Annotated in this window: 18 protein-coding genes, 1 tRNA gene, 2 pseudogenes and 1 riboswitch; of the genes and pseudogenes, 11 read left to right on the top strand and 10 right to left on the bottom strand. The window is 58.4% G+C overall.

Annotated elements, in window-relative coordinates:
- Nucleotides 1-3: 3 nt before the first annotated feature.
- The 3 genes from cobW to ACR0MV_RS05070 all read right to left on the bottom strand — a co-directional run bounded on the left by cobW (nucleotide 4) and on the right by ACR0MV_RS05070 (nucleotide 2,695).
- The gene (gene cobW, locus ACR0MV_RS05080; RefSeq protein ID WP_480701171.1) at nucleotides 4-1,059 is read right to left on the bottom strand and encodes a cobalamin biosynthesis protein CobW; all 1,056 of its coding nucleotides are present in this window, start codon (nucleotides 1,057-1,059) and stop codon (nucleotides 4-6) included.
- Nucleotide 1,060: 1 nt separating this feature from the next.
- A complete protein-coding gene (locus ACR0MV_RS05075; RefSeq protein ID WP_480701170.1) occupies nucleotides 1,061-1,444 on the bottom strand; it encodes a DUF1636 family protein in 384 nt (127 codons plus the stop codon).
- Nucleotides 1,445-1,527: 83 nt separating this feature from the next.
- A riboswitch (cobalamin riboswitch) is annotated at nucleotides 1,528-1,738 on the bottom strand.
- 72 nt (nucleotides 1,739-1,810) lie between these two features.
- Nucleotides 1,811-2,695, bottom strand: a complete 885-nt coding sequence (locus tag ACR0MV_RS05070; protein WP_480701169.1) for a LysR substrate-binding domain-containing protein — start codon at nucleotides 2,693-2,695, stop codon at nucleotides 1,811-1,813.
- A 108-nt stretch (nucleotides 2,696-2,803) separates the two neighbouring features.
- Between ACR0MV_RS05070 and ACR0MV_RS05065 the strand changes: the two genes are divergently transcribed.
- Nucleotides 2,804-3,760 carry an NAD(P)-dependent oxidoreductase gene (locus ACR0MV_RS05065; RefSeq protein ID WP_480701168.1) on the top strand — a complete coding sequence of 319 codons (957 nt, stop codon included), beginning with the start codon at nucleotides 2,804-2,806 and terminating at the stop codon, nucleotides 3,758-3,760.
- Between the two features lie 43 nt (nucleotides 3,761-3,803).
- Here ACR0MV_RS05065 and ACR0MV_RS05060 read toward each other — a convergent pair.
- Nucleotides 3,804-3,877, bottom strand: a tRNA-Cys gene (locus tag ACR0MV_RS05060).
- A 227-nt stretch (nucleotides 3,878-4,104) separates the two neighbouring features.
- On the opposite strand from ACR0MV_RS05060, the gene ACR0MV_RS05055 reads away from it, so the two are divergent.
- From ACR0MV_RS05055 to ACR0MV_RS05045, 3 genes are all read left to right on the top strand, one after another.
- Entirely contained in the window at nucleotides 4,105-4,758 is a 654-nt protein-coding gene (locus ACR0MV_RS05055; RefSeq protein WP_480701167.1) for a protein-L-isoaspartate O-methyltransferase family protein, read from the top strand.
- Nucleotides 4,759-4,853: 95 nt separating this feature from the next.
- A complete protein-coding gene (locus tag ACR0MV_RS05050; protein ID WP_170426525.1) occupies nucleotides 4,854-6,272 on the top strand; it encodes a TolC family outer membrane protein in 1,419 nt (472 codons plus the stop codon).
- A gap of 74 nt (nucleotides 6,273-6,346) precedes the next feature.
- The gene (locus ACR0MV_RS05045) at nucleotides 6,347-7,114 is read left to right on the top strand and encodes a hypothetical protein (RefSeq protein ID WP_480701166.1); all 768 of its coding nucleotides are present in this window, start codon (nucleotides 6,347-6,349) and stop codon (nucleotides 7,112-7,114) included.
- 3 nt (nucleotides 7,115-7,117) lie between these two features.
- On the opposite strand, the gene ACR0MV_RS05040 is transcribed toward ACR0MV_RS05045, so the two are convergent.
- Nucleotides 7,118-8,575 carry a cobyric acid synthase gene (locus tag ACR0MV_RS05040; RefSeq protein ID WP_480701165.1) on the bottom strand — a complete coding sequence of 486 codons (1,458 nt, stop codon included), beginning with the start codon at nucleotides 8,573-8,575 and terminating at the stop codon, nucleotides 7,118-7,120.
- A 60-nt stretch (nucleotides 8,576-8,635) separates the two neighbouring features.
- Between ACR0MV_RS05040 and ACR0MV_RS05035 the strand changes: the two genes are divergently transcribed.
- Nucleotides 8,636-9,205 carry a cobalamin biosynthesis protein CobQ gene (locus tag ACR0MV_RS05035; protein ID WP_480701164.1) on the top strand — a complete coding sequence of 190 codons (570 nt, stop codon included), beginning with the start codon at nucleotides 8,636-8,638 and terminating at the stop codon, nucleotides 9,203-9,205.
- 67 nt (nucleotides 9,206-9,272) lie between these two features.
- On the opposite strand, the gene ACR0MV_RS05030 is transcribed toward ACR0MV_RS05035, so the two are convergent.
- Nucleotides 9,273-9,593, bottom strand: coding sequence for a DUF6280 family protein (locus ACR0MV_RS05030; protein WP_037310273.1), 321 nt, complete (start codon nucleotides 9,591-9,593; stop codon nucleotides 9,273-9,275).
- A gap of 218 nt (nucleotides 9,594-9,811) precedes the next feature.
- Between ACR0MV_RS05030 and efp the strand changes: the two genes are divergently transcribed.
- The gene (efp, locus tag ACR0MV_RS05025) at nucleotides 9,812-10,375 is read left to right on the top strand and encodes an elongation factor P (protein WP_170426521.1); all 564 of its coding nucleotides are present in this window, start codon (nucleotides 9,812-9,814) and stop codon (nucleotides 10,373-10,375) included.
- A 54-nt stretch (nucleotides 10,376-10,429) separates the two neighbouring features.
- Here the strand turns inward: efp and ACR0MV_RS05020 are convergent, their stop codons facing one another.
- Nucleotides 10,430-11,374, bottom strand: coding sequence for an ABC transporter transmembrane domain-containing protein (locus ACR0MV_RS05020; RefSeq protein WP_170426520.1), 945 nt, complete (start codon nucleotides 11,372-11,374; stop codon nucleotides 10,430-10,432).
- Between the two features lie 107 nt (nucleotides 11,375-11,481).
- Nucleotides 11,482-12,219: a CAF17-like 4Fe-4S cluster assembly/insertion protein YgfZ gene (gene ygfZ / locus ACR0MV_RS05015; RefSeq protein ID WP_170426519.1), complete on the bottom strand. Its 738-nt coding sequence runs from the start codon at nucleotides 12,217-12,219 to the stop codon at nucleotides 11,482-11,484.
- A 74-nt stretch (nucleotides 12,220-12,293) separates the two neighbouring features.
- On the opposite strand from ygfZ, the gene ACR0MV_RS05010 reads away from it, so the two are divergent.
- The gene (locus ACR0MV_RS05010; RefSeq protein WP_170426518.1) at nucleotides 12,294-12,968 is read left to right on the top strand and encodes a TIGR04283 family arsenosugar biosynthesis glycosyltransferase; all 675 of its coding nucleotides are present in this window, start codon (nucleotides 12,294-12,296) and stop codon (nucleotides 12,966-12,968) included.
- 7 nt (nucleotides 12,969-12,975) lie between these two features.
- Here the strand turns inward: ACR0MV_RS05010 and ACR0MV_RS05005 are convergent.
- Nucleotides 12,976-13,722 (bottom strand): annotated as a pseudogene (locus ACR0MV_RS05005) (hypothetical protein); the annotation flags it as partial.
- Between the two features lie 77 nt (nucleotides 13,723-13,799).
- Entirely contained in the window at nucleotides 13,800-14,669 is an 870-nt protein-coding gene (locus ACR0MV_RS05000) for a MurR/RpiR family transcriptional regulator (protein ID WP_475202285.1), read from the bottom strand.
- A gap of 123 nt (nucleotides 14,670-14,792) precedes the next feature.
- Between ACR0MV_RS05000 and ACR0MV_RS04995 the strand changes: the two are divergent.
- The 4 genes and pseudogenes from ACR0MV_RS04995 to ACR0MV_RS04980 all read left to right on the top strand — a co-directional run.
- Nucleotides 14,793-14,858 (top strand): annotated as a pseudogene (locus ACR0MV_RS04995) (hypothetical protein); the annotation flags it as partial.
- Nucleotides 14,855-15,580: an N-formylglutamate amidohydrolase gene (locus ACR0MV_RS04990; protein WP_480701252.1), complete on the top strand. Its 726-nt coding sequence runs from the start codon at nucleotides 14,855-14,857 to the stop codon at nucleotides 15,578-15,580. The pseudogene ACR0MV_RS04995 and the gene ACR0MV_RS04990, both read left to right, overlap by 4 nt.
- A complete protein-coding gene (locus tag ACR0MV_RS04985; protein WP_367647683.1) occupies nucleotides 15,577-16,161 on the top strand; it encodes a TRAP transporter small permease subunit in 585 nt (194 codons plus the stop codon). Before ACR0MV_RS04990 ends, ACR0MV_RS04985 begins: the two co-directional genes overlap by 4 nt.
- Nucleotides 16,158-17,477, top strand: a complete 1,320-nt coding sequence (locus tag ACR0MV_RS04980; RefSeq protein ID WP_170465188.1) for a TRAP transporter large permease — start codon at nucleotides 16,158-16,160, stop codon at nucleotides 17,475-17,477. Before ACR0MV_RS04985 ends, ACR0MV_RS04980 begins: the two co-directional genes overlap by 4 nt.
- The last annotated feature ends 11 nt before the right edge of the window (nucleotides 17,478-17,488 follow it).

Genomic DNA, 17,488 nt, shown 5'->3' with positions numbered 1-17,488 from the left:
AGCTTACTCGGCGGCCTCGCGCACACCGACGAGGATCTCGCGGATTTCGGCCTCTTTGATGTCGTCATGCTCGGCAATGACCACCAAACGCGAGCGGCGTTCTTCGCCGGGTTCCCACGGGCGGTCGTATTGGTGACGGACACGGGCGCCGACAGCCTGAACCAGCAGGCGCATCGGTTTGCCCTGAACGGCCGCGTAGCCTTTTACGCGCAGGATGTTCAGTTCAGAGGCCAGACGTTCGATCTTGGCGACCAGATCAGAGGGATCGGTTTGTTCGGGCAGTTCGACGATGATGCTTTCAAAGTCATCATGCTCATGATCGTGGTGGCCGTCGTGATGCGACGGGCGTGCGTCCATGTCATCTTCGGCTGCGGCTTCCAGACCCAGAACGACGCGCACGTCTACCACACCCTCGGCCACTTCGACCACGGGCAGAGGGCGCGGGGCCTCGGCTGCGATGACCTCTTTGGCCTTCGCGACACCGTCGGGACCGGCCAGATCGGGCTTTGTCAGTAGGATGATATCGGCGCAGGAGATCTGATCCTCGAACACCTCAGACAGAGGTGTTTCGTGGTCGATCGAGTCGTCGGCCAAACGCTGTGCGTCCACCGCCTCGACACTCGGCGCAAAGCGACCTGCGGCAACGGCTTCGGCATCGGCAAGGGCGATCACGCCATCGACGGTGATTTTCGAACGGATATCTGGCCAGTCGAAGGCTTTCAGCAGCGGCTTGGGCAGGGCGAGGCCCGAGGTTTCGATCAGGATATGCTCAGGACGCGGCTCCAGCGCCATCAGGGCTTCGATGGTCGGAATGAAATCGTCGGCCACGGTGCAGCAGATGCAGCCGTTTGCCAGCTCCATGATGTTCTCTGCAGGGCAGTCAGGGATGGCGCAGGATTTCAGGATGTCGCCATCGACGCCAACATCACCGAATTCGTTGACGACAACGGCCAGACGCTTGCCCTGCGGGTTCTGCATCAGGTGTTTGACCAGGGTGGTTTTGCCCGAGCCTAGAAAGCCGGTGATCACAGTAACGGGGAGTTTTTCGAGGTTCGACATATCAGGCTCCAATCGGGGGAATGCGGGCTGCGCAGTTTTTGCGGAAATGCTCGGGGCGTTCGCGCCATTTCACCAAACCGTCTTCGGCGGCCAGATACTTGGTGACGCCGTCAACGATGGCCTCGACATGATCGACCTCGTTCAGGTTCTCGTAGACAAAGGTCCAGCGGGATGGGCCACCGCGCAGTACAATGGAACAGCCCTGATCGCAGTTGGACAGGCATTCAACCGGCTTCAGCTGGATGCCGTCTGGCAGCTCTGCCTGCTCCAGGGCCTTATGCAGCAAAGTACCGGGCCGCTGGGCATCATCTTCAATGGGCAAGCCACGACGGCAAGTTGTACAGACCAGCAGCTCGACTGGTGTGGTCTCGGTCACGTCTCTCATCCCCCCAAATCCTCTTCGCGGGGGACGGGGTTTCATGCGGGCCACGTCTGTGCATGGACCCGACACCGGATCACCCCGTCCGGTTTCAACTTCGGGTGCTGGCAGGTCTCCCGGCTTGCGGATGTCAGAGCCTTTGGCCCTGTCGGATGTCCCGCCTTCCCGGCCTTTTTGGCCAGTGGCTTTGGGCACCCTCTCCGGTCACGGTCGCGGGGGCGGCTGTGCTTGACGGATCATCCGCTGGCACATTCCCTTTTCATCCATCCGAAGATGGACACCAACGCAAGCGACATGCGGCACGGGCAGGGGGGTTGTCAAGCACGAGCCGGGCTTGGATAGGGATGACGTCGGAAAAGCGACCAGCCAGTGTCAGCCAGCGGCATCCAAGGCCAGCCGTTCGCGCAGCCAAGCGCAAAACAACCCCGCTGCAGCCGAGGGCTGAGCAGTTCCCGGAGCCGCAATCAGGTAGTGCGATTGCGCAAATGGAATCGCAGGACCCGCGATCCGGATCGGTGCGCCCTGGGCAATAGCGTTGCGTGCGAACCGTTCGACAATCGTGGCACACCCCGCGCCTGCCATCACCAGCTGCAGCGCTGCAACGGACGTATCGACCGAGTACAGCGGCGCGCGCTCTGCCGGGGGCAATCCATGAGCTTGAAAGTAGCGCGCCCAGTTGTCCTCGTAACCCAGAATGTGAATCAGGGGGCTGTCGTGCAACGCTTGCAGATCTGGAATAGGCGATCCGGATTGGCAAACTGGCACCAGCGTTTCGTCTGTCAGCTTTTCCGAGGTCACGCCCGGCCAGTCACCGTAGCCCATTCGAATTTCGACATCCACGTCCTTGGGCGCAATTGTGTCGTTCCAGATGTGTGACACAAGACGCACCGGAATGTCTGGGTGTCGCGCCATGAAATCCGGCAATTCAGCCGCAATCCAATAGGTCGCTGTAGATATCGCGGCCCTCACCGTCAGGGTTTGGCGAGAGGCCGGGCCGAACAAACTGTTGGTGGACAGGGCGATGTCACCCAGCGCACGTCGCACGGTCAAGGCATAAGATTGGCCCAGTTCGGTGAGTTCCAACCGCCGCGCGTTTCGGGTAAAAAGCTTTTGGCCTAAATCTGCCTCAAGTGATCGGATGTGCAATGACACTGCGGTCTGGGTCAGTCCAAGCTCTTTCGCCGTCGTTGTGAAATTCAGATGCCGAGCGGCTGATTCAAAGCTGCGCAGCCATGCGGGGTTGGGAAGTCGATCCATTTATCACCAATAATTTTTGGTCATTATTTTGATTATTATTCGTTTCATTTTTGAAAACGCAATGTGGATACTTGCGGACAAATCAATGCACAGCCGCCGGAGGGTATTATGAAAGTTGGCTTTATCGGGTTGGGAAATGTCGGAGCAAAGCTATCGGGGTCGCTGCTGCGCAATGGCGTTGATCTGACCGTGCATGACCTGAACGCGGATCTTGTTCAGGAGTTCGTGACCAAGGGGGCCAAAGCAGCCGAAAACCCAGCGCAGCTTATGCGGGATTGCGATGCGGTCATCACTTGCCTGCCTTCTCCCGCCGCTTCCGACGCTGTGATGCAAGAGATGCTGCCCGAGGTCGGGCCGAGCAAAATCTGGATGGAGATGTCCACGACCGACGAGGCCGAGGTCAAGCGTCTGGGGGCGATGGTGATTGAACGCGGCGGTGCTGCGGTGGATTGCCCGGTCTCTGGCGGATGCCACCGCGCCGCAACGGGGAATATCTCGATCTTTGCCGGCTGTGACCGAGAGACCTTCGACCGGATTTTGCCATTTCTGACCACGATGGGGCGGCGCATCTTGCATACGGGTGAGCTGGGTTCGGCATCAGTTTTGAAGGTTTTGACGAACTATCTGGCCACCGCGAACCTGATCACCTGCGCCGAAGCACTGGTGACGGCCAAGGCGGCAGGGATGGACCTGAACACAACCTATGAGGCGATCAAAATCTCATCCGGTACGTCCTTTGTTCACGAAACAGAAAGCCAGGTTATCCTGAATGGATCGCGCGACATCTCGTTTACGATGGACTTGGTAAAGAAGGATATCGGCCTATTCCAAGAAGTCGCCGACCGCGCAGGTGTGCCATTGGAGATCAACCCTCTGATGATCAAGATTTTCGAAGATGGCATCGCACGCTTTGGCGAACGTGAACTGTCTCCCAATATCATCCGACGTCTGGAAGAGGCTACAGGCCTCGACATCCGCGCGCCGGGCTTTCCGCCCGAAATGCAGGACGACGAACCCGAAGAAGCCGGATACGAAGTTGTCCCGCAGGGGCGTGAGGCCCTGTGACGCACAGCGAACCGGAGCCGACTGACACGATTTTGCAAGGGAGTGGAGGCGAGTACCGGAATCGAACCGGTGTACACGGATTTGCAATCCGCTGCGTCACCACTCCGCCAACTCGCCTTTTCAAGTAAAATCAAATACTTGCTGTGGTGTGACAGGCGTTTTAACAGCTTTCGGCAGGGGCGTCCAGAGGGGGGAGCGCAAATTTCCGGGTCAGTTTTCAACTTCGGCTTTGGTTGCGACGTTGTATCCTGAGATGATTGAAAAGTTTCCGCATCAGGGCCGTTGCCGGTTTTTCAAGGATGTGGCAAAACCTGATCACCCAAGGGAACAGAATGAGCGATCCAATGACAGATTTCGCAGCCCGCCGCCGGACGATGGTCGATACGCAGATACGGCCTTCTGACGTTACCAAATTTCCCATCATTGATGCGATGCTGACCGTCAAGCGCGAGAACTTTGTACCAGACGCGCAGCGTGAGGCAGCTTATGTCGAAGGTATTCTAGATCTGGGCGATGGGCGGTGCTTGCTTGAACCTCGGACACTGGCCAAGATGTTGGATATATTGAATATATCGAACGATGAGGCGGTTTTGGATATCGCCCCGGCTTTGGGGTATTCGACCGCCGTAGCTGCGCGTATGGCGCAGTTGGTTGTTGCGGTCGAGCAGGACGAAAGCCTTGCCGCCGAAGCGCAGAACGTCCTGATGGAAGCCGAAGCGGACAACGCGATTGTCCATGTAGGCCCGTTCGAAGAGGGCGCGGCAGAGCATGGGCCGTATGACGTCATAATGATCCAGGGCGGGGTCGAGCATGTGCCCGAGACGCTGATCGCGCAGCTCAAAGATCACGGCCGTATCGCGTGCCTGTTTGTCGAAGGTGCGCTTGGAACGGTCCGCATTGGCCACAAATCCGGCGATCGGGTGACTTGGCGCGACGCGTTTAACGCCAATGCACCGATTTTACAGGCATTTTCCACAAACCGTGTATTTTCGCTATAGTTTGACGGCAGTTTGCGCTGCTGCCTTGATTAGTTGAACATAAACACGCAAACTGTCGGCAGGGCAGCGTAATTTTGATTTGAGAGGATTTCGTTATGAGTTCTATGGCGGGAGGAAAGCTGGTCAAGGCGCTGGCGCTGACTGCAGGGGTCGCACTCAGCTTTGTACCAGGTCGTGCGGCATGGGCCGACAACATTACCGACGCCTTCATCGGCGCGTATAACACAAGTGGTTTGCTAGAGCAGAACCGGGCATTGTTGCGGGCAGCGGACGAAGACGTCGCAATCGCACTGTCGGCGCTGCGGCCGATCATCAACTGGACGGTTGCGATCAGCAGTGACTACAACCGCCGTAACATCGACAACGTGGTGACACGCACCGAACCAAATAACTTTTTCACCGGCCTGACCTTAAGCCAGCTGCTGTACGACGGCGGCGCGGCGATATTGGGCAAACAATCCGCACAGGAAACGGTGCTTTCGACGCGGCAAACCCTGCTGGACATTGAGCAACAGGTGCTGTTCCGCGGTGCAAACGCCTATCTTGAGGTTCTTCTGCAGGAAGAAACCGTACAGATTCGTCTGAACAACGTCGACGTGTCAGCCGAAGAACTGCGCGCATCGCAGGACAGGTTTGACGTGGGTGAGGTAACACGGACTGACGTCGCACTGTCGCAAGCCCAGCTTGCAAGCTCGCAGGCTGATCTGGCTGTTGCACGGGGTAACCTGGATACAGCGCAGGCCGAATATGTGAACGCTGTTGGCAAATCACCGGGCCGCACTGCGGGTCAACCGAGCCTGCCGAATTTGCCAAGCTCGGAGGCGCAGGCTGTAAGTCTGGCGCAGCGCAATCACCCGGCCATCCTGTCGGCGCAGCATCAGGTGCGCGCGTTTGATCTGATCGTTGCGCAGCAGCGCGCCAACCTGGGGCCAAACGTCAGCCTGAACGCAGATGCGGGCATCACGGAAAGCTATGACAACGATGACAACATCGAAGACGCATCGGTCTCGCTGAACTTCAACCAGCCGATCTACGCTGGTGGCCGACTGGCTGCGAACGTGCGTCGGGCGATGGCAACGCGGGACGCATCCCGGGCCAACCTGTTGAACGTACAGAAAGACATCACGCAGGGTGTGACCGAAGCATATGCCCGGTTCCAGGCGGCGACAGCCAGCTTGCGGGCGTCGACCGAACGAGTACGTGCATCGCAGGTTGCGTTTGACGGTATCCGCGAAGAGGCCACGCTGGGCGCACGGACCACGCTGGACGTGCTGAATGCGCAGCAAGACTTGCTGGACGCGCAGCTGGCACTGGTTGCCTCGCGCATCGAGCGGTCGCGCGCAGCCTATCAGCTGTTGCAGGCACAAGGTTTGCTGACGGCTGAACGTTTGGGGCTGGCGGTTCAGATCTATGACCCGACGCTGTACTACAACCTGGTCAAGAAAGCGCCAGCTCAGGTCAGCAGACAAAGCCGGGACCTGGATCGTGTTCTCAAAGCGTTGCGCCGCGACTAACGGCCAATACTACCTGTTGTGACACCCGGTTTGTTTGGCTACACTCAATCCTGAGGATAGAGCGGTAGAGAACAATGACGGATAAAGTCGTGAACGGCAGAGTAGAGGACGTGTTGTCCTCGATCAAACGGCTGGTCGGTGAAAAAGGTCAGAACAACTCCGACGTGATGCCACCGTCAATCGCCCGCAAGCCCGGGCGATTGGTCCTGACCGAGGCGCTGCGTGTTGGCGGAACGTCAAGCATTCAGGACGGGCCGGAAAACGAGGCCGAAGCCGAAAAGACCTATACTGCTGATGCGTCGGTCAAACCGATGTTGCTGCGCGCCTGCGACATCGTGAATCGTGAAGACCCAGCCAATAAAGAACCAGAAGCGCCCGAGCCCTCCAAGGATGCCACCAACAGTCTGAGCGCCAAAATAGAAGCGCTGGAAGCAGCCATTGCCAGAACCGAGGATCAATGGGAGCCGGATGGCGACAGCGAAGACGATTACTCGGGCACACCGGCGAAGGCGTTGGAATTCAGCGCCCAGAAAGAATTCGCCGATTCCGCACCGGACCCGTCTGAGGCCCCTCAGCCAAAGCCGGAAGAGGCGGTTGCCACCACCAAGGCCACCTTTGTGCGCGACCCGCAGGTTACTGCTGACCCCGCCGGTCAAAATGTTGAAGGCGTAGTCGAACGGGATGACGCTGTAACTATGGGTGAAGACGCGCTGCGCGAGATGATCGCACAGGTTGTCCGCGAGGAATTGCAGGGCGTTCTTGGGGAACGCATCACTCGCAATGTCCGCAAAATGGTGCGTCGCGAAATCTACAAAGCCCTGGCCGAACAAGAGCTCGAGTAAAACTCAGGCCCTTTTGGGCGTTTCAGCCAGTGCGAGCAGACGGTCTAGGTCCATGTTCTGTTCCAGGTGATCGGCTAGCGCGTCCAGCGTCTGTTCGACGCCGTCTTCATAAGACAAATCGGACGTTACACCCAGCTTCGACAGGTAACTGGCGCGGAAGGCGTCCGAAGTGAATATTCCGTGCAGGTAACTGCCCCGGACACGCCCCGTGGCATCGGTCGCACCTTCAGGACGTCCATCAATCTCAAGCCAAGCGCGGTCGCAGTCGGGGCCTTGCGTCCGTCCCATGTGAATCTCATAGCCCGAGACCGGTTCTCCGCCCTCCAGTGCGCGCGCTGAGGTGAGTGTCACATGTTTTTGCCCACCCATGACGGTTTCCACGTCCAGCAGCCCCAGCCCGTCGACGGTGCCGGGTCGCCCATCGACCCCCTCGGGGTCGGCGATGGTTTTGCCCAGCATCTGATAACCGCCGCACAGGCCCAGGACGTGGCCGCCACGCCGAACATGCGCATACAGATCGACATCCCAACCTTGAGCGCGGAAATAGGTCAGGTCGCCGATCGTTGACTTGCTGCCCGGCAGCAGAACCAGATCCGCATCGCCGGGCAGGGCGCGACCTGCCGGGACAATCTCGACCGTGACGCCCGGTTCAGCAGACAGAGGGTCCAAGTCGTCGAAATTCGCCATCCGCTCAAGCTGCGGCACGACCACCTTGCAGCCGCCGCCAGAATGCGAACGGATATCCATCATATCCTCAGCCGGAAGCTTCCACGCGTCGTTAAACCACGGGACAACGCCCAAACAAGGCCACCCGGTACGCGCGGCGATGTCGTCGCGACCGTCGTCAAACAAGGATACGTCCCCCTTGAACCGGTTGACGGCAAATCCCCGGATCATCTTCAGGTCCTCCGCATCCAGAACCGCCTGAGTTCCGACGATCTGCGCAATCACTCCGCCGCGGTGGATGTCGCCCACCAGAACGACCGGCACACCAGCCGCGCAGGCAAAGCCCATATTCGCGATGTCGCCCTTGCGCAGGTTGGTTTCGGCCGGGCTGCCAGCGCCTTCGATCAGCACAAGATCCGCGTCGCTGCACAGTCTGTCAAAGCTCTCCAGCGCTGCGCCCAGCAGTTTGGATTTGTCTTTGCGGTAGTCACCGGCCTTCATGGTGCCCGCCCGCTGGCCTTGCACGATGATCTGGGCACCGGTATCGGTTTCCGGCTTCAAGAGGATCGGGTTCATGTCCGTATGTGTCGCGCGCCGCGCTGCACGCGCCTGCAACGCTTGTGCGCGACCAATCTCGCCGCCGTTTTCGGTGACGGCAGCGTTATTCGACATGTTCTGCGGTTTGAACGGCGCAACGCGCAACCCGCGCCGGGTAAAGGCCCGCGCAAGACCGGCCACGAGAACCGATTTCCCGACATTGCTGCCGGTGCCCTGAATCATGATGGACCGAACCATGGCCTGTCTCCTATGCTCTGGCGCAGATGACCTGATTTGCAGGCAAAGGAAAAGCCCCAGTTGAATACGCCCGCGCATCTTTTGATCGGAGCTGCCGCCTTTGCCCGCCCGCCCCATGGGCGTATCCTTTGGGCAGCCCTTCTGGGTTCATTATTGCCGGACCTGTCGCTTTATGTGATGGCGGGAACTTCGCTCTTCGTTCTGGGTATTCCGCCAAGCGTTGTTTTCGACCAGCTGTATTTCTCGGACAGTTGGCAGACAGTGTTTGCGATCGACAATTCCTTTGTCATTTGGGGAATCGCTCTTTTTGTCGGGATGTGGAGAAAGTGGCGGGTCCTGACAGTTGCAGCATCCGCCGGGTTGCTGCACCTGGCAATGGATTTCCTGCTTCATGCCGGGGACGGGCGGCCACAGTTCTGGCCGATCAGCGATTGGGTGTTTCATAGCCCGGTCAGCTATTGGGACAGCAATCACCACGCCCTATGGGTCGCGCCTGTGTCTGCTGCGATCTGTATCGCGTGCTATGTGGTGCTTTGGCGTCGCGGTATGCCGATTTTTGCCAAACTGTTCTTTGGCGCGTTGCTGATGGCCGAGTTGTGGGTCGCGCGACAATGGTTTTTGTTCTTTTGACTCCCGCCAAAAGAAAAGCGCGCCCCAGTTATGGGAGCGCGCTTTTTCATGCGAAAGTCGCGTTGGATCAGGCGGCTTCAGCTTGCTGAGCGGCGTTGCGGCGTTCGCTTTCTTCACGCGACAGCGCGACCGAGGTGCGGACACCACGACCAACGAATTCCATCAGACCGCTGACAACCCGTTCATTGGGGTCGATACCGGCGCAGGAAAGCACTTCGCGGCCATCGCGCGAGCGTGCCCAACGGGCGATTTGTTCGGGGCCATTGCCGTATTTCTTGTCATCGGCGATAGCGTCATCCAGTGCAGCCAACACAACGGCCGCGAAAAGTTTGCGTGCACGATTGCCTTGCTCATTGTTAAAGGCAGTGCCGTCAACGAAATCTCTCATCTCGTCTTCCTTGTTGTTCTTGCTCTTGCATTTTCGGCGTGAGGGTCCTTATGACCTATTAGGTGCGATTCGGATACAGCTAAAATGCATAGTTGCGTTGCGTCACTCGCATAGCTTGCTGCAAGTGCAGCACTAGGTTTCGTTATCTTGTCAGGTGTGATCCCGCCAGATATAGGGACGGGAACTGACGCATCAACCGTTTGTGAAGGATTTATGTCATGCCCAAGATAAATGGGAACGAAATTCGCCCCGGCAACGTGCTTGAGCATAACGACGGGCTGTGGGCGGCGGTCAAGGTTGACCACGTAAAGCCCGGTAAAGGCGGCGCTTTTGCGCAGGTCGAGCTGCGCAACCTGCGGAACGGATCGAAGTTGAACGAACGCTTCCGGTCTGCGGACAAAGTTGAGCGCGTGCGCCTGGAACAGAAAGATCAGCAGTTCCTGTACGAATCCGACGGCATGTTGGTGTTCATGGACTCCGAGACTTACGAGCAGATCGAACTGCCCGCAGAATTGTTGGGTGACCGTCGCCCGTTTCTGCAGGACGGCATGACAATCGTTGTCGAGTTTTACGAAAGCGAAGCGCTGAACGCCACGCTGCCCCAAAAGGTCACCTGCAAGATCGTCGAGACCGAGCCGGTGGTCAAAGGCCAGACTGCTGCGAACTCGTTCAAACCAGCCGTTCTGGACAACGGCGTCAAAGTCATGGTGCCGCCCTTCATCGGCCAGGATGAGATGATCGTCGTGAACACCGAATCCATGGAATATTCCGAGCGCGCATAATCCCGCGCTCACTGGAACAATGAAAAGCCGCGCGGACAGGTGCCGCGCGGTTTTTTATTGCCTGCGTTTGATGTGACGATACTGTTCGGGGTTCGGGCCGAATAGCTCAAGCATGAGCTCGTATTTGATGCGATTTGCGCTGACCTGCCGGTAAAAGGCGATCAGGAAGGCTGTGGGGCCCTGAATGCGGCTAAGCCCGCTGGTGGCCGCGACAACCGTGCCGACATCCGTTTTCCCGTTCAGAACAAGGTAACCGCCCAGCATCAGAACACCCACGGTTCCGGCACCGTTGATCACACTCAGCATAAACTTGGCCGAGAGCTTCCAGATGAACATTTTGCGTCGGGTTTCGTAGATGTCGTCGAACTGTGCTTCGACCTCGCGCGCGATGTCATTGATCTGTTCAACGTTCAGTTTGTCGGTGGCGCCGCGCAGAATTCGGACACGTTCGGCGACGAAAACGTTCACTTTGCGCTGTGATATCAGGACAATGACAATCTGTGGCACGATCATCGAGAACGCGATCATGCCCAATCCGGGTTGGGTGGACGAAATATAGCCGATGACGCTAATCAAGGTGCCGATCTGGACGACCGGGTCTGAAAACGCGCCTCCTGCGAATTTTCCCAGTTCTTCCGCTTCGGCCGAGATCGCCGTGGTCATCGTGCCTTGGCGCACTGTTTCGCCAGAACCATTCAAATCTTCGGCCCTGCGCAGCAACCTTTGGCGGATCATGCGGATCAGGTCCTCGCCCAAAGTCCCGGCGCGGTATCCCAGCAACCATTTCAGGGCAAGGCTCAGCAGGATGACGGATATCATACCTGTGCCAAGATAGATCAGCTTGTCAGTGCTGACGTCATCCGAGGTCAGGTGGTTGATGATATCGCGCTGAAACTCGAGCGGGACCGCAGCCAGACCCGCAATGGCAATGGACAAAACAATGAGAATGATCTGCCGGCCGGCGCTGGCGCGCCAAATCGCTCTGTATAACTGGAACATGAGTCAATCCGGATTGCTGAACTCAACCCAGTGTGACAGGGCGCGTCGCTTTGTTCAAACCTGACGGGGCAGGGCGACGGCGTCGCCGTGCCGGTTTGGCAACAAATTTAGGGGATTAGCCGAACGATGGCCCCATCGGCCTGCATATCATCCCCAACGCGGTCGAGGCGCAGGTAGGCGATCCCTCGGCCATTGGATTGGGTGAACAGTGTCCCCGCCGGTTTTCCACCCGATGTGATGGCCGTCCCAACCGGAGCGGCCCCATCGACAGCAACACTGCGCAGGCCTTTGCGCAATTCGGTCTTGTGCTTCATCCGTGCGGTGACTTCCTGCCCTACGTAGCAGCCCTTCTTGAAATCCACGCCGTTGAGCACTTCGAACCCTGCCTCCAGGATGTAACTGTCGGGGGTCAGTTCGATCCCGGTTTCGGGGATGCAATGGCCCACGCGGATCGCGTCCCAGTCGGTGCCGTCGTCGTTTTCTTCCTGCGCGGTATAGGCCCGCCAGCCCATGTCCGGGTGACGTGGGTCGGGCAGGGCACCATCCGGTGCCGGTCCGGTGCCGCGTTGCAGGTTCAGACCGCTGTCCTCGATCGCGACATCCGCGCGAAGCTTGTACATGCCCAACCGTTTGACCAAGCCATCGGCAAGGTCTTCGGCCACGTCCAGCAACACAGTTTCACCATCGCGTTTCAGGAAAAAATCGGCCAGATACTTGCCCTGAGGCGTCAGCATGGCGGTATAGACCAGCCCGGTATCCAACCCCGCGATATCGTTGGTCACCAGTCCTTGCAGAAAGCTGTCGGTGTCCGAGCCGCTGAGGCGCAAAATACGGCGGTTGGGCATCTGAGTTGTCCTCGTCTTTTCCTCGGGCCTCGTGATATAGGAGTTTCCGCCGTCATGACCAGAGGGTTTCCGCCGTGCCTGCACCGATTAGCATTGTTATCCCGACCCTGAACGCTGGCGATAGCCTTCCGGCGACCCTTGGGGCGTTGATGGAAGGGCTGCATGCGGGGCTGATCCGCGAGTTGATCGTCTCGGATGGCGGATCGACCGATCAAACTGTTGAGATTGCAGACGAGGCCGGGGCCGAGATCGTGACGGGACCGCCTTCGCGCGGCGGGCAATTGGCGCAAGGATGTGCGGCGGCCAAGGGTGAGTGGTTGCTGGTTCTGCACGCCGACACAGTGTTGCAGGAAGGATGGAGCAAATCTGTGGGCGATCATCTGAGTACCGGGGCACCGGCGGCATTCCGATTGTCATTCAGGGCTTCGGGCTTTGCGCCGGCATGGGTCGCGGGCTGGGCCAATCTGCGCAGCCGTCTGTTCGGTTTGCCCTATGGGGATCAAGGCCTGCTGATCCCGCGCGCAATGTATCAAAAGGTTGGTGGTTACCGCGATCAACCATTGATGGAGGACGTCGCGCTTGTGCGCCGCCTGCGCGGCATCACCTTGCTGCCCAGCCGAGCTTTTACGAGCGCGGACCGCTATCAGAGGGCGGGATGGCTGCGTCGAGGGGCGCGGAACTTGTGGACTCTGACGCGGTATTTTCTGGGGGCAGATCCGGAACGGCTGGCTCAGGCGTATCGTCGTTGACGGTGGCGCGCAGCTCGACGATGGATTTTCCAAGGCGGAAGGGGGCTGCGAAGCTGACGAGGCACAGGGCGACGATCTGCAAGACCAGAATATGCGCGTTGGCCTGCAGATATTCCCATTCGTCCTTCAGTTTGCCGACCTGTTCCACCAGATCGTCGTAACTCTGCGCCAGGATCAGATAGTCCCCGGCGATCGCAGGCACCTTGCGACGCATGTTGTCGATGGCGGTCTGCGTTGCGTCGTCCAGTGTCGTGAAGACAAGGAACTGGTCGATGTCGAACGCATCAGCCTTGGCGGCCATTTCGTCCATCTCATCCTTTTCCTGCCGCCCGAACAGGAAATGCAGCCCTTGCAAGGGGGCGACTTCGTTCGTGACGGCGATGAACAAGGGCAGGTCGGCATTGCTGGCGGTTGAGGCAGACAGGAACTCGACCCGGTCGCACAAAACAGCGGTATCGGGGTCGAAGGCCGGATCGCAAAAGCGCAGCCGGAACCGCGCTGCATCCCGGTCAAAGGCCAGCGTAGCGGCATAGGCTACGTCGATTTGCCGGTCCAGTCGCGAACTGTCTGAGGAATACAGCCCCGCCAGAACCGCGACCAGTGCACCAACCCCGCCCAGCACGACCCAGACCAGATCGGCCAGTTTCCAGGCCCGGTGCCCCGCAGGTTTGCGAAACAGAAACGCTGTGCCAACCGATCCGATCAGAAAGAACAGGATCAGCAGCGGCAATTGGTTCTCGGTCACGAAACTCATGAGTTCAAAGTGACCGCCCGCCCTTCGGCTGGCAACACTCATCACGCGCAGTTGTTCCGCTTGAAAGGGAAAAGGCGTTACGAACCCGCGCTTTGGCCAAACTTTCGGAACAGCTTGGTGCGGTCGAAGGCTTGTTCCAGCTCGTCAGTTCTTTCTTTGACCGAATCCCACAGACGCTCTTGCACCTCGGCAATGACGCATTCCATCAGGACCAGGATAGCAGCCATAGAATCCCAGGCCGAGGGCACCGCGATTCGGGCAGCAAAGGTGTGCTTGGCCAGCCTGTGAATGGGCGATCGCCATTGATCCGTGAACAGGATGATCTCGGCCTCGCGCTCGTGGCAGAGTTGGCCGATCAACAGCGAAGAATTCTCGTATCGGCGAACATCCAGCGCCACCAGGACATCCCCTTTGCGGACGTCCAATAGATCATGTGTCCACGATGCCGCAACGGGCAGCAGGCGCACGTCAGGGCGGATCATCTGCAGATGCAGGTACAGATACTGCGCCAGCGTGCCGGTGATGCGACCGCCGGTGATAAAGATGCGCCGTTCGGGGTCACAAAGCAGGTTGCAAAAACTGTCGAATTCTTCCGGGTCGACCTCATCAATCGTGCGCTTTTGGTTGGCGAGCGTTTGCTGAGAATAGCGGTTCAGGATGTGCTCTTCGGGCAGGTCGTTCTGCCAAAGGTCGCGTTTGGCGACCGGCCCCGAGATCATCTCTTTCACCTCGCCGCGCAAGGCGGCCTGAAACTGGGGATAGCCATCAAAACCGGTTTTCTGAAGCATTCTCGCGACGGTCGTGGTCGAGACCGAGGCCGTGCTGGCCAGTTCCGTGATGCTCCCCAGGCCAGCCATTGGGTAGTCGTCCAGCAGGACACTGACCAATTGCCGCTCGGATGGGGTCATCTTGTCTTTGTGGGCCAGAAGCCTGTCTGTCACCCGCACGCGGTGCTCCTCCTGCATTCGTTACGGTCTAGTGTGAATAATTTTTCAGCAAGTTCAAGAGTGGTGAATTTTGTACAGGAAAATTATTGACAGGTTAAGGTCTCATGTGGAAATTTTTCCACACTCGGTCTTACTAGGAATCGCAGGGCAGTAACTTGGACTTTGGAACAGTCGTTCACACGGACATGACGGATGGCCCATTTTCGGTGGTGCTGGTCTGCGAGCACGCGTCCAATCGCGTCCCCGAATTTCTAGGGGATATGGGGCTGTCCGAGGATGCGCTGCGCAGCCATATCGCGTGGGATCCAGGGGCGCTGGCCGTGGCGCAGGCGATGGCCAAACGACTGTCGGCCCCGTTGGTACATGGCGGTGTGTCGCGGCTGGTTTATGACTGCAATCGCCCGCCCGAGGCGCCCGGAGCAATGCCAGAACGTAGCGAGGACTATCGGATTCCCGCCAACATCGGGCTGTCCGAACAGGATCGTCGGCAGAGGATCGAGGGTATCTACCGGCCTTTCTGCAAAGCACTGTCTGATCTGATTGCCGAAAACCGTGCGGCTCTGAACCTTATGGTAACGATTCACAGCTTCACGCCTGTGTATCATGGCCAAAAGCGTGAGGTTGAACTGGGCGTGCTGCACGGTGCCGATGACCAGTTCGCGCGGGCCATGATGGCGGCGGCGCCACTGGATCAGCCCTTTGTGATCCGTTTGAACGAGCCGTATTCGGCAGCAGATGGAGTCGCCCACACTATGGACGCGCAGGCCGTATCCCAGAAACTGCCGAACGTCATGATCGAGATACGCAACGACCTGATCCAGACCCCCCAACAGCAAGAGGCGATGGCCGACTACTTGGTGCCCTGGATCCAGCAAAGCCTCGTAGAGTTTCAAAAAGGGGGCGCGGCGTGATCAAAGCAATGGCGGCATATGTTCGGATCGTCGACGCAGTGAATTACCGGATTGGCCGGGTTATGATGTGGGGTCTGTTCGTGATGATGGGCATCCTGCTGTGGTCCTCGATCTCGAAAACCTTCTTTCTCCCTTCGCTCTGGACGCTGGAAATGGCGCAGTTCGCGATGGTGACCTATTACATCCTGGGCGGCCCGTACTCGGTACAGGCAGGGGAAAGCGTGCGGATGGACCTGTTCTATCACAACTGGAGCCCGCACCGGAAAGCCTGGTTCGATGCGATCACGGTTCTGCTGCTGATCTTCTATCTGGGCGTGCTGTTCTACGGAGGCCTTGGGTCGACCGCCTATAGCCTTGGCTACTGGGGGGACGAGCCGGTTTCCTACTTTGTCGGCCTGCTGACCGGCAGCGAAGAGATCGGCCGGCTTGAACGTTCGTCGACCGCCTGGAGGCCCTACATCTGGCCGATCAAGGCCATCATGGTGTTCGGCTTTTTCCTGATGCTGCTGCAGGCGATATCAGAATTCTTCAAAGACATAGCCCGGATCAACGGGCAGGAAATCGGGGTCTCACGGGCATGAGCCAGGAATATATCGCCATCTTCATGTTCGCATTGATGATGCTGATGCTGTTTACAGGTCAGCGCGTCTTTGGCGCGATTGGTGCTGTGGCCACAATTGCCGCGTTGGCGCTGTGGGGCACTGGTGGGCAGGACATCACTTTCTCGGCCGCAATGAAGCTGATGAAATGGTATCCGTTGCTGACGCTGCCAATGTTCATTTTCATGGGATATGTCCTCAGCGAGAGTCGCCTTGCAGATGACCTTTATCGGATGTTCCACGTCTGGATGGGGCCGATCAATGGTGGGTTGGCCATCGGTACGATCGGGCTGATGGTGCTTGTGTCCGCGATGAATGGCCTCAGCGTTGCGGGCATGGCCATCGGTGCAACCATTGCTCTGCCCGAACTGCTGCGTCGTGGCTATGACAAAACCATGGTGACTGGCGTCATTCAGGCCGGGTCCAGTTTGGGAATCCTTGTGCCGCCGTCCGTGGTTCTCGTGCTATACGCGATGATCGCGCGTCAGCCCGTTGGACAGCTCTGGTTGGCCGGTATCGTTCCGGGTTTGATGATGGCCGCTTTGTTCATCCTATACATCTGGATCCGCTGCCGCATCCAGCCCCAGCTTGGCCCCGCCATGGAAGACGCGCACGAAGTGCCACGGGCCGAGAAAATCCGTCTGTTGGGGGCAGGTGTACTGCCGCTGATCATCTTTGCGGCCATGATGGTGCCCTTTGTGAACGGCTGGACCTCGCTCGTGGAAAGCTCGGCCATCGGAGCTTTGACCGCCTTGTTCGTCTCGGTCGTAAAGCGGCGGATGACGTGGAAGATCTTTGAGGACTGCACAAAGCAGACGCTGATGATCTCATGCATGTTCATGTGGATCATTCTGGCCGCGCTGGGCTTTGGGGCCGTGTTTGACGGGTTAGGGGCCGTGAAGGCCATCGAGAACCTGTTCACGGACCAACTGGGCCTGTCGCCCTGGATGATCCTGATCCTCATGCAGCTCAGCTTTATCGTGATGGGCACGTTTCTGGACGACACCGCCATGCTGGTGATCGTGGCACCGCTTTATGTCCCCTTGGTGGGCGAGCTGGGCTTTGATCTGATCTGGTATGGTGTGCTGTACACGATCACGACCCAGATCGCCTATATGACGCCGCCGTTCGGCTATAACCTGTTCTTGATGCGCGCGATGGCACCGCCCGAGATCGGGCTGAAGGACATCTACACCTCGATTTTCCCCTTTGTCGCGGTGATGGTGCTGGCACTGACGATCGTCATGATTTTCCCGGAAATCGCACTGTGGCTGCCCGGATATGTCTATGGAAATTAACAAGAATGTCC

This window comes from Ruegeria sp. BC3, from assembly GCF_056539265.1.
This window is presented reverse-complemented; position numbering and strand designations above follow the sequence as displayed.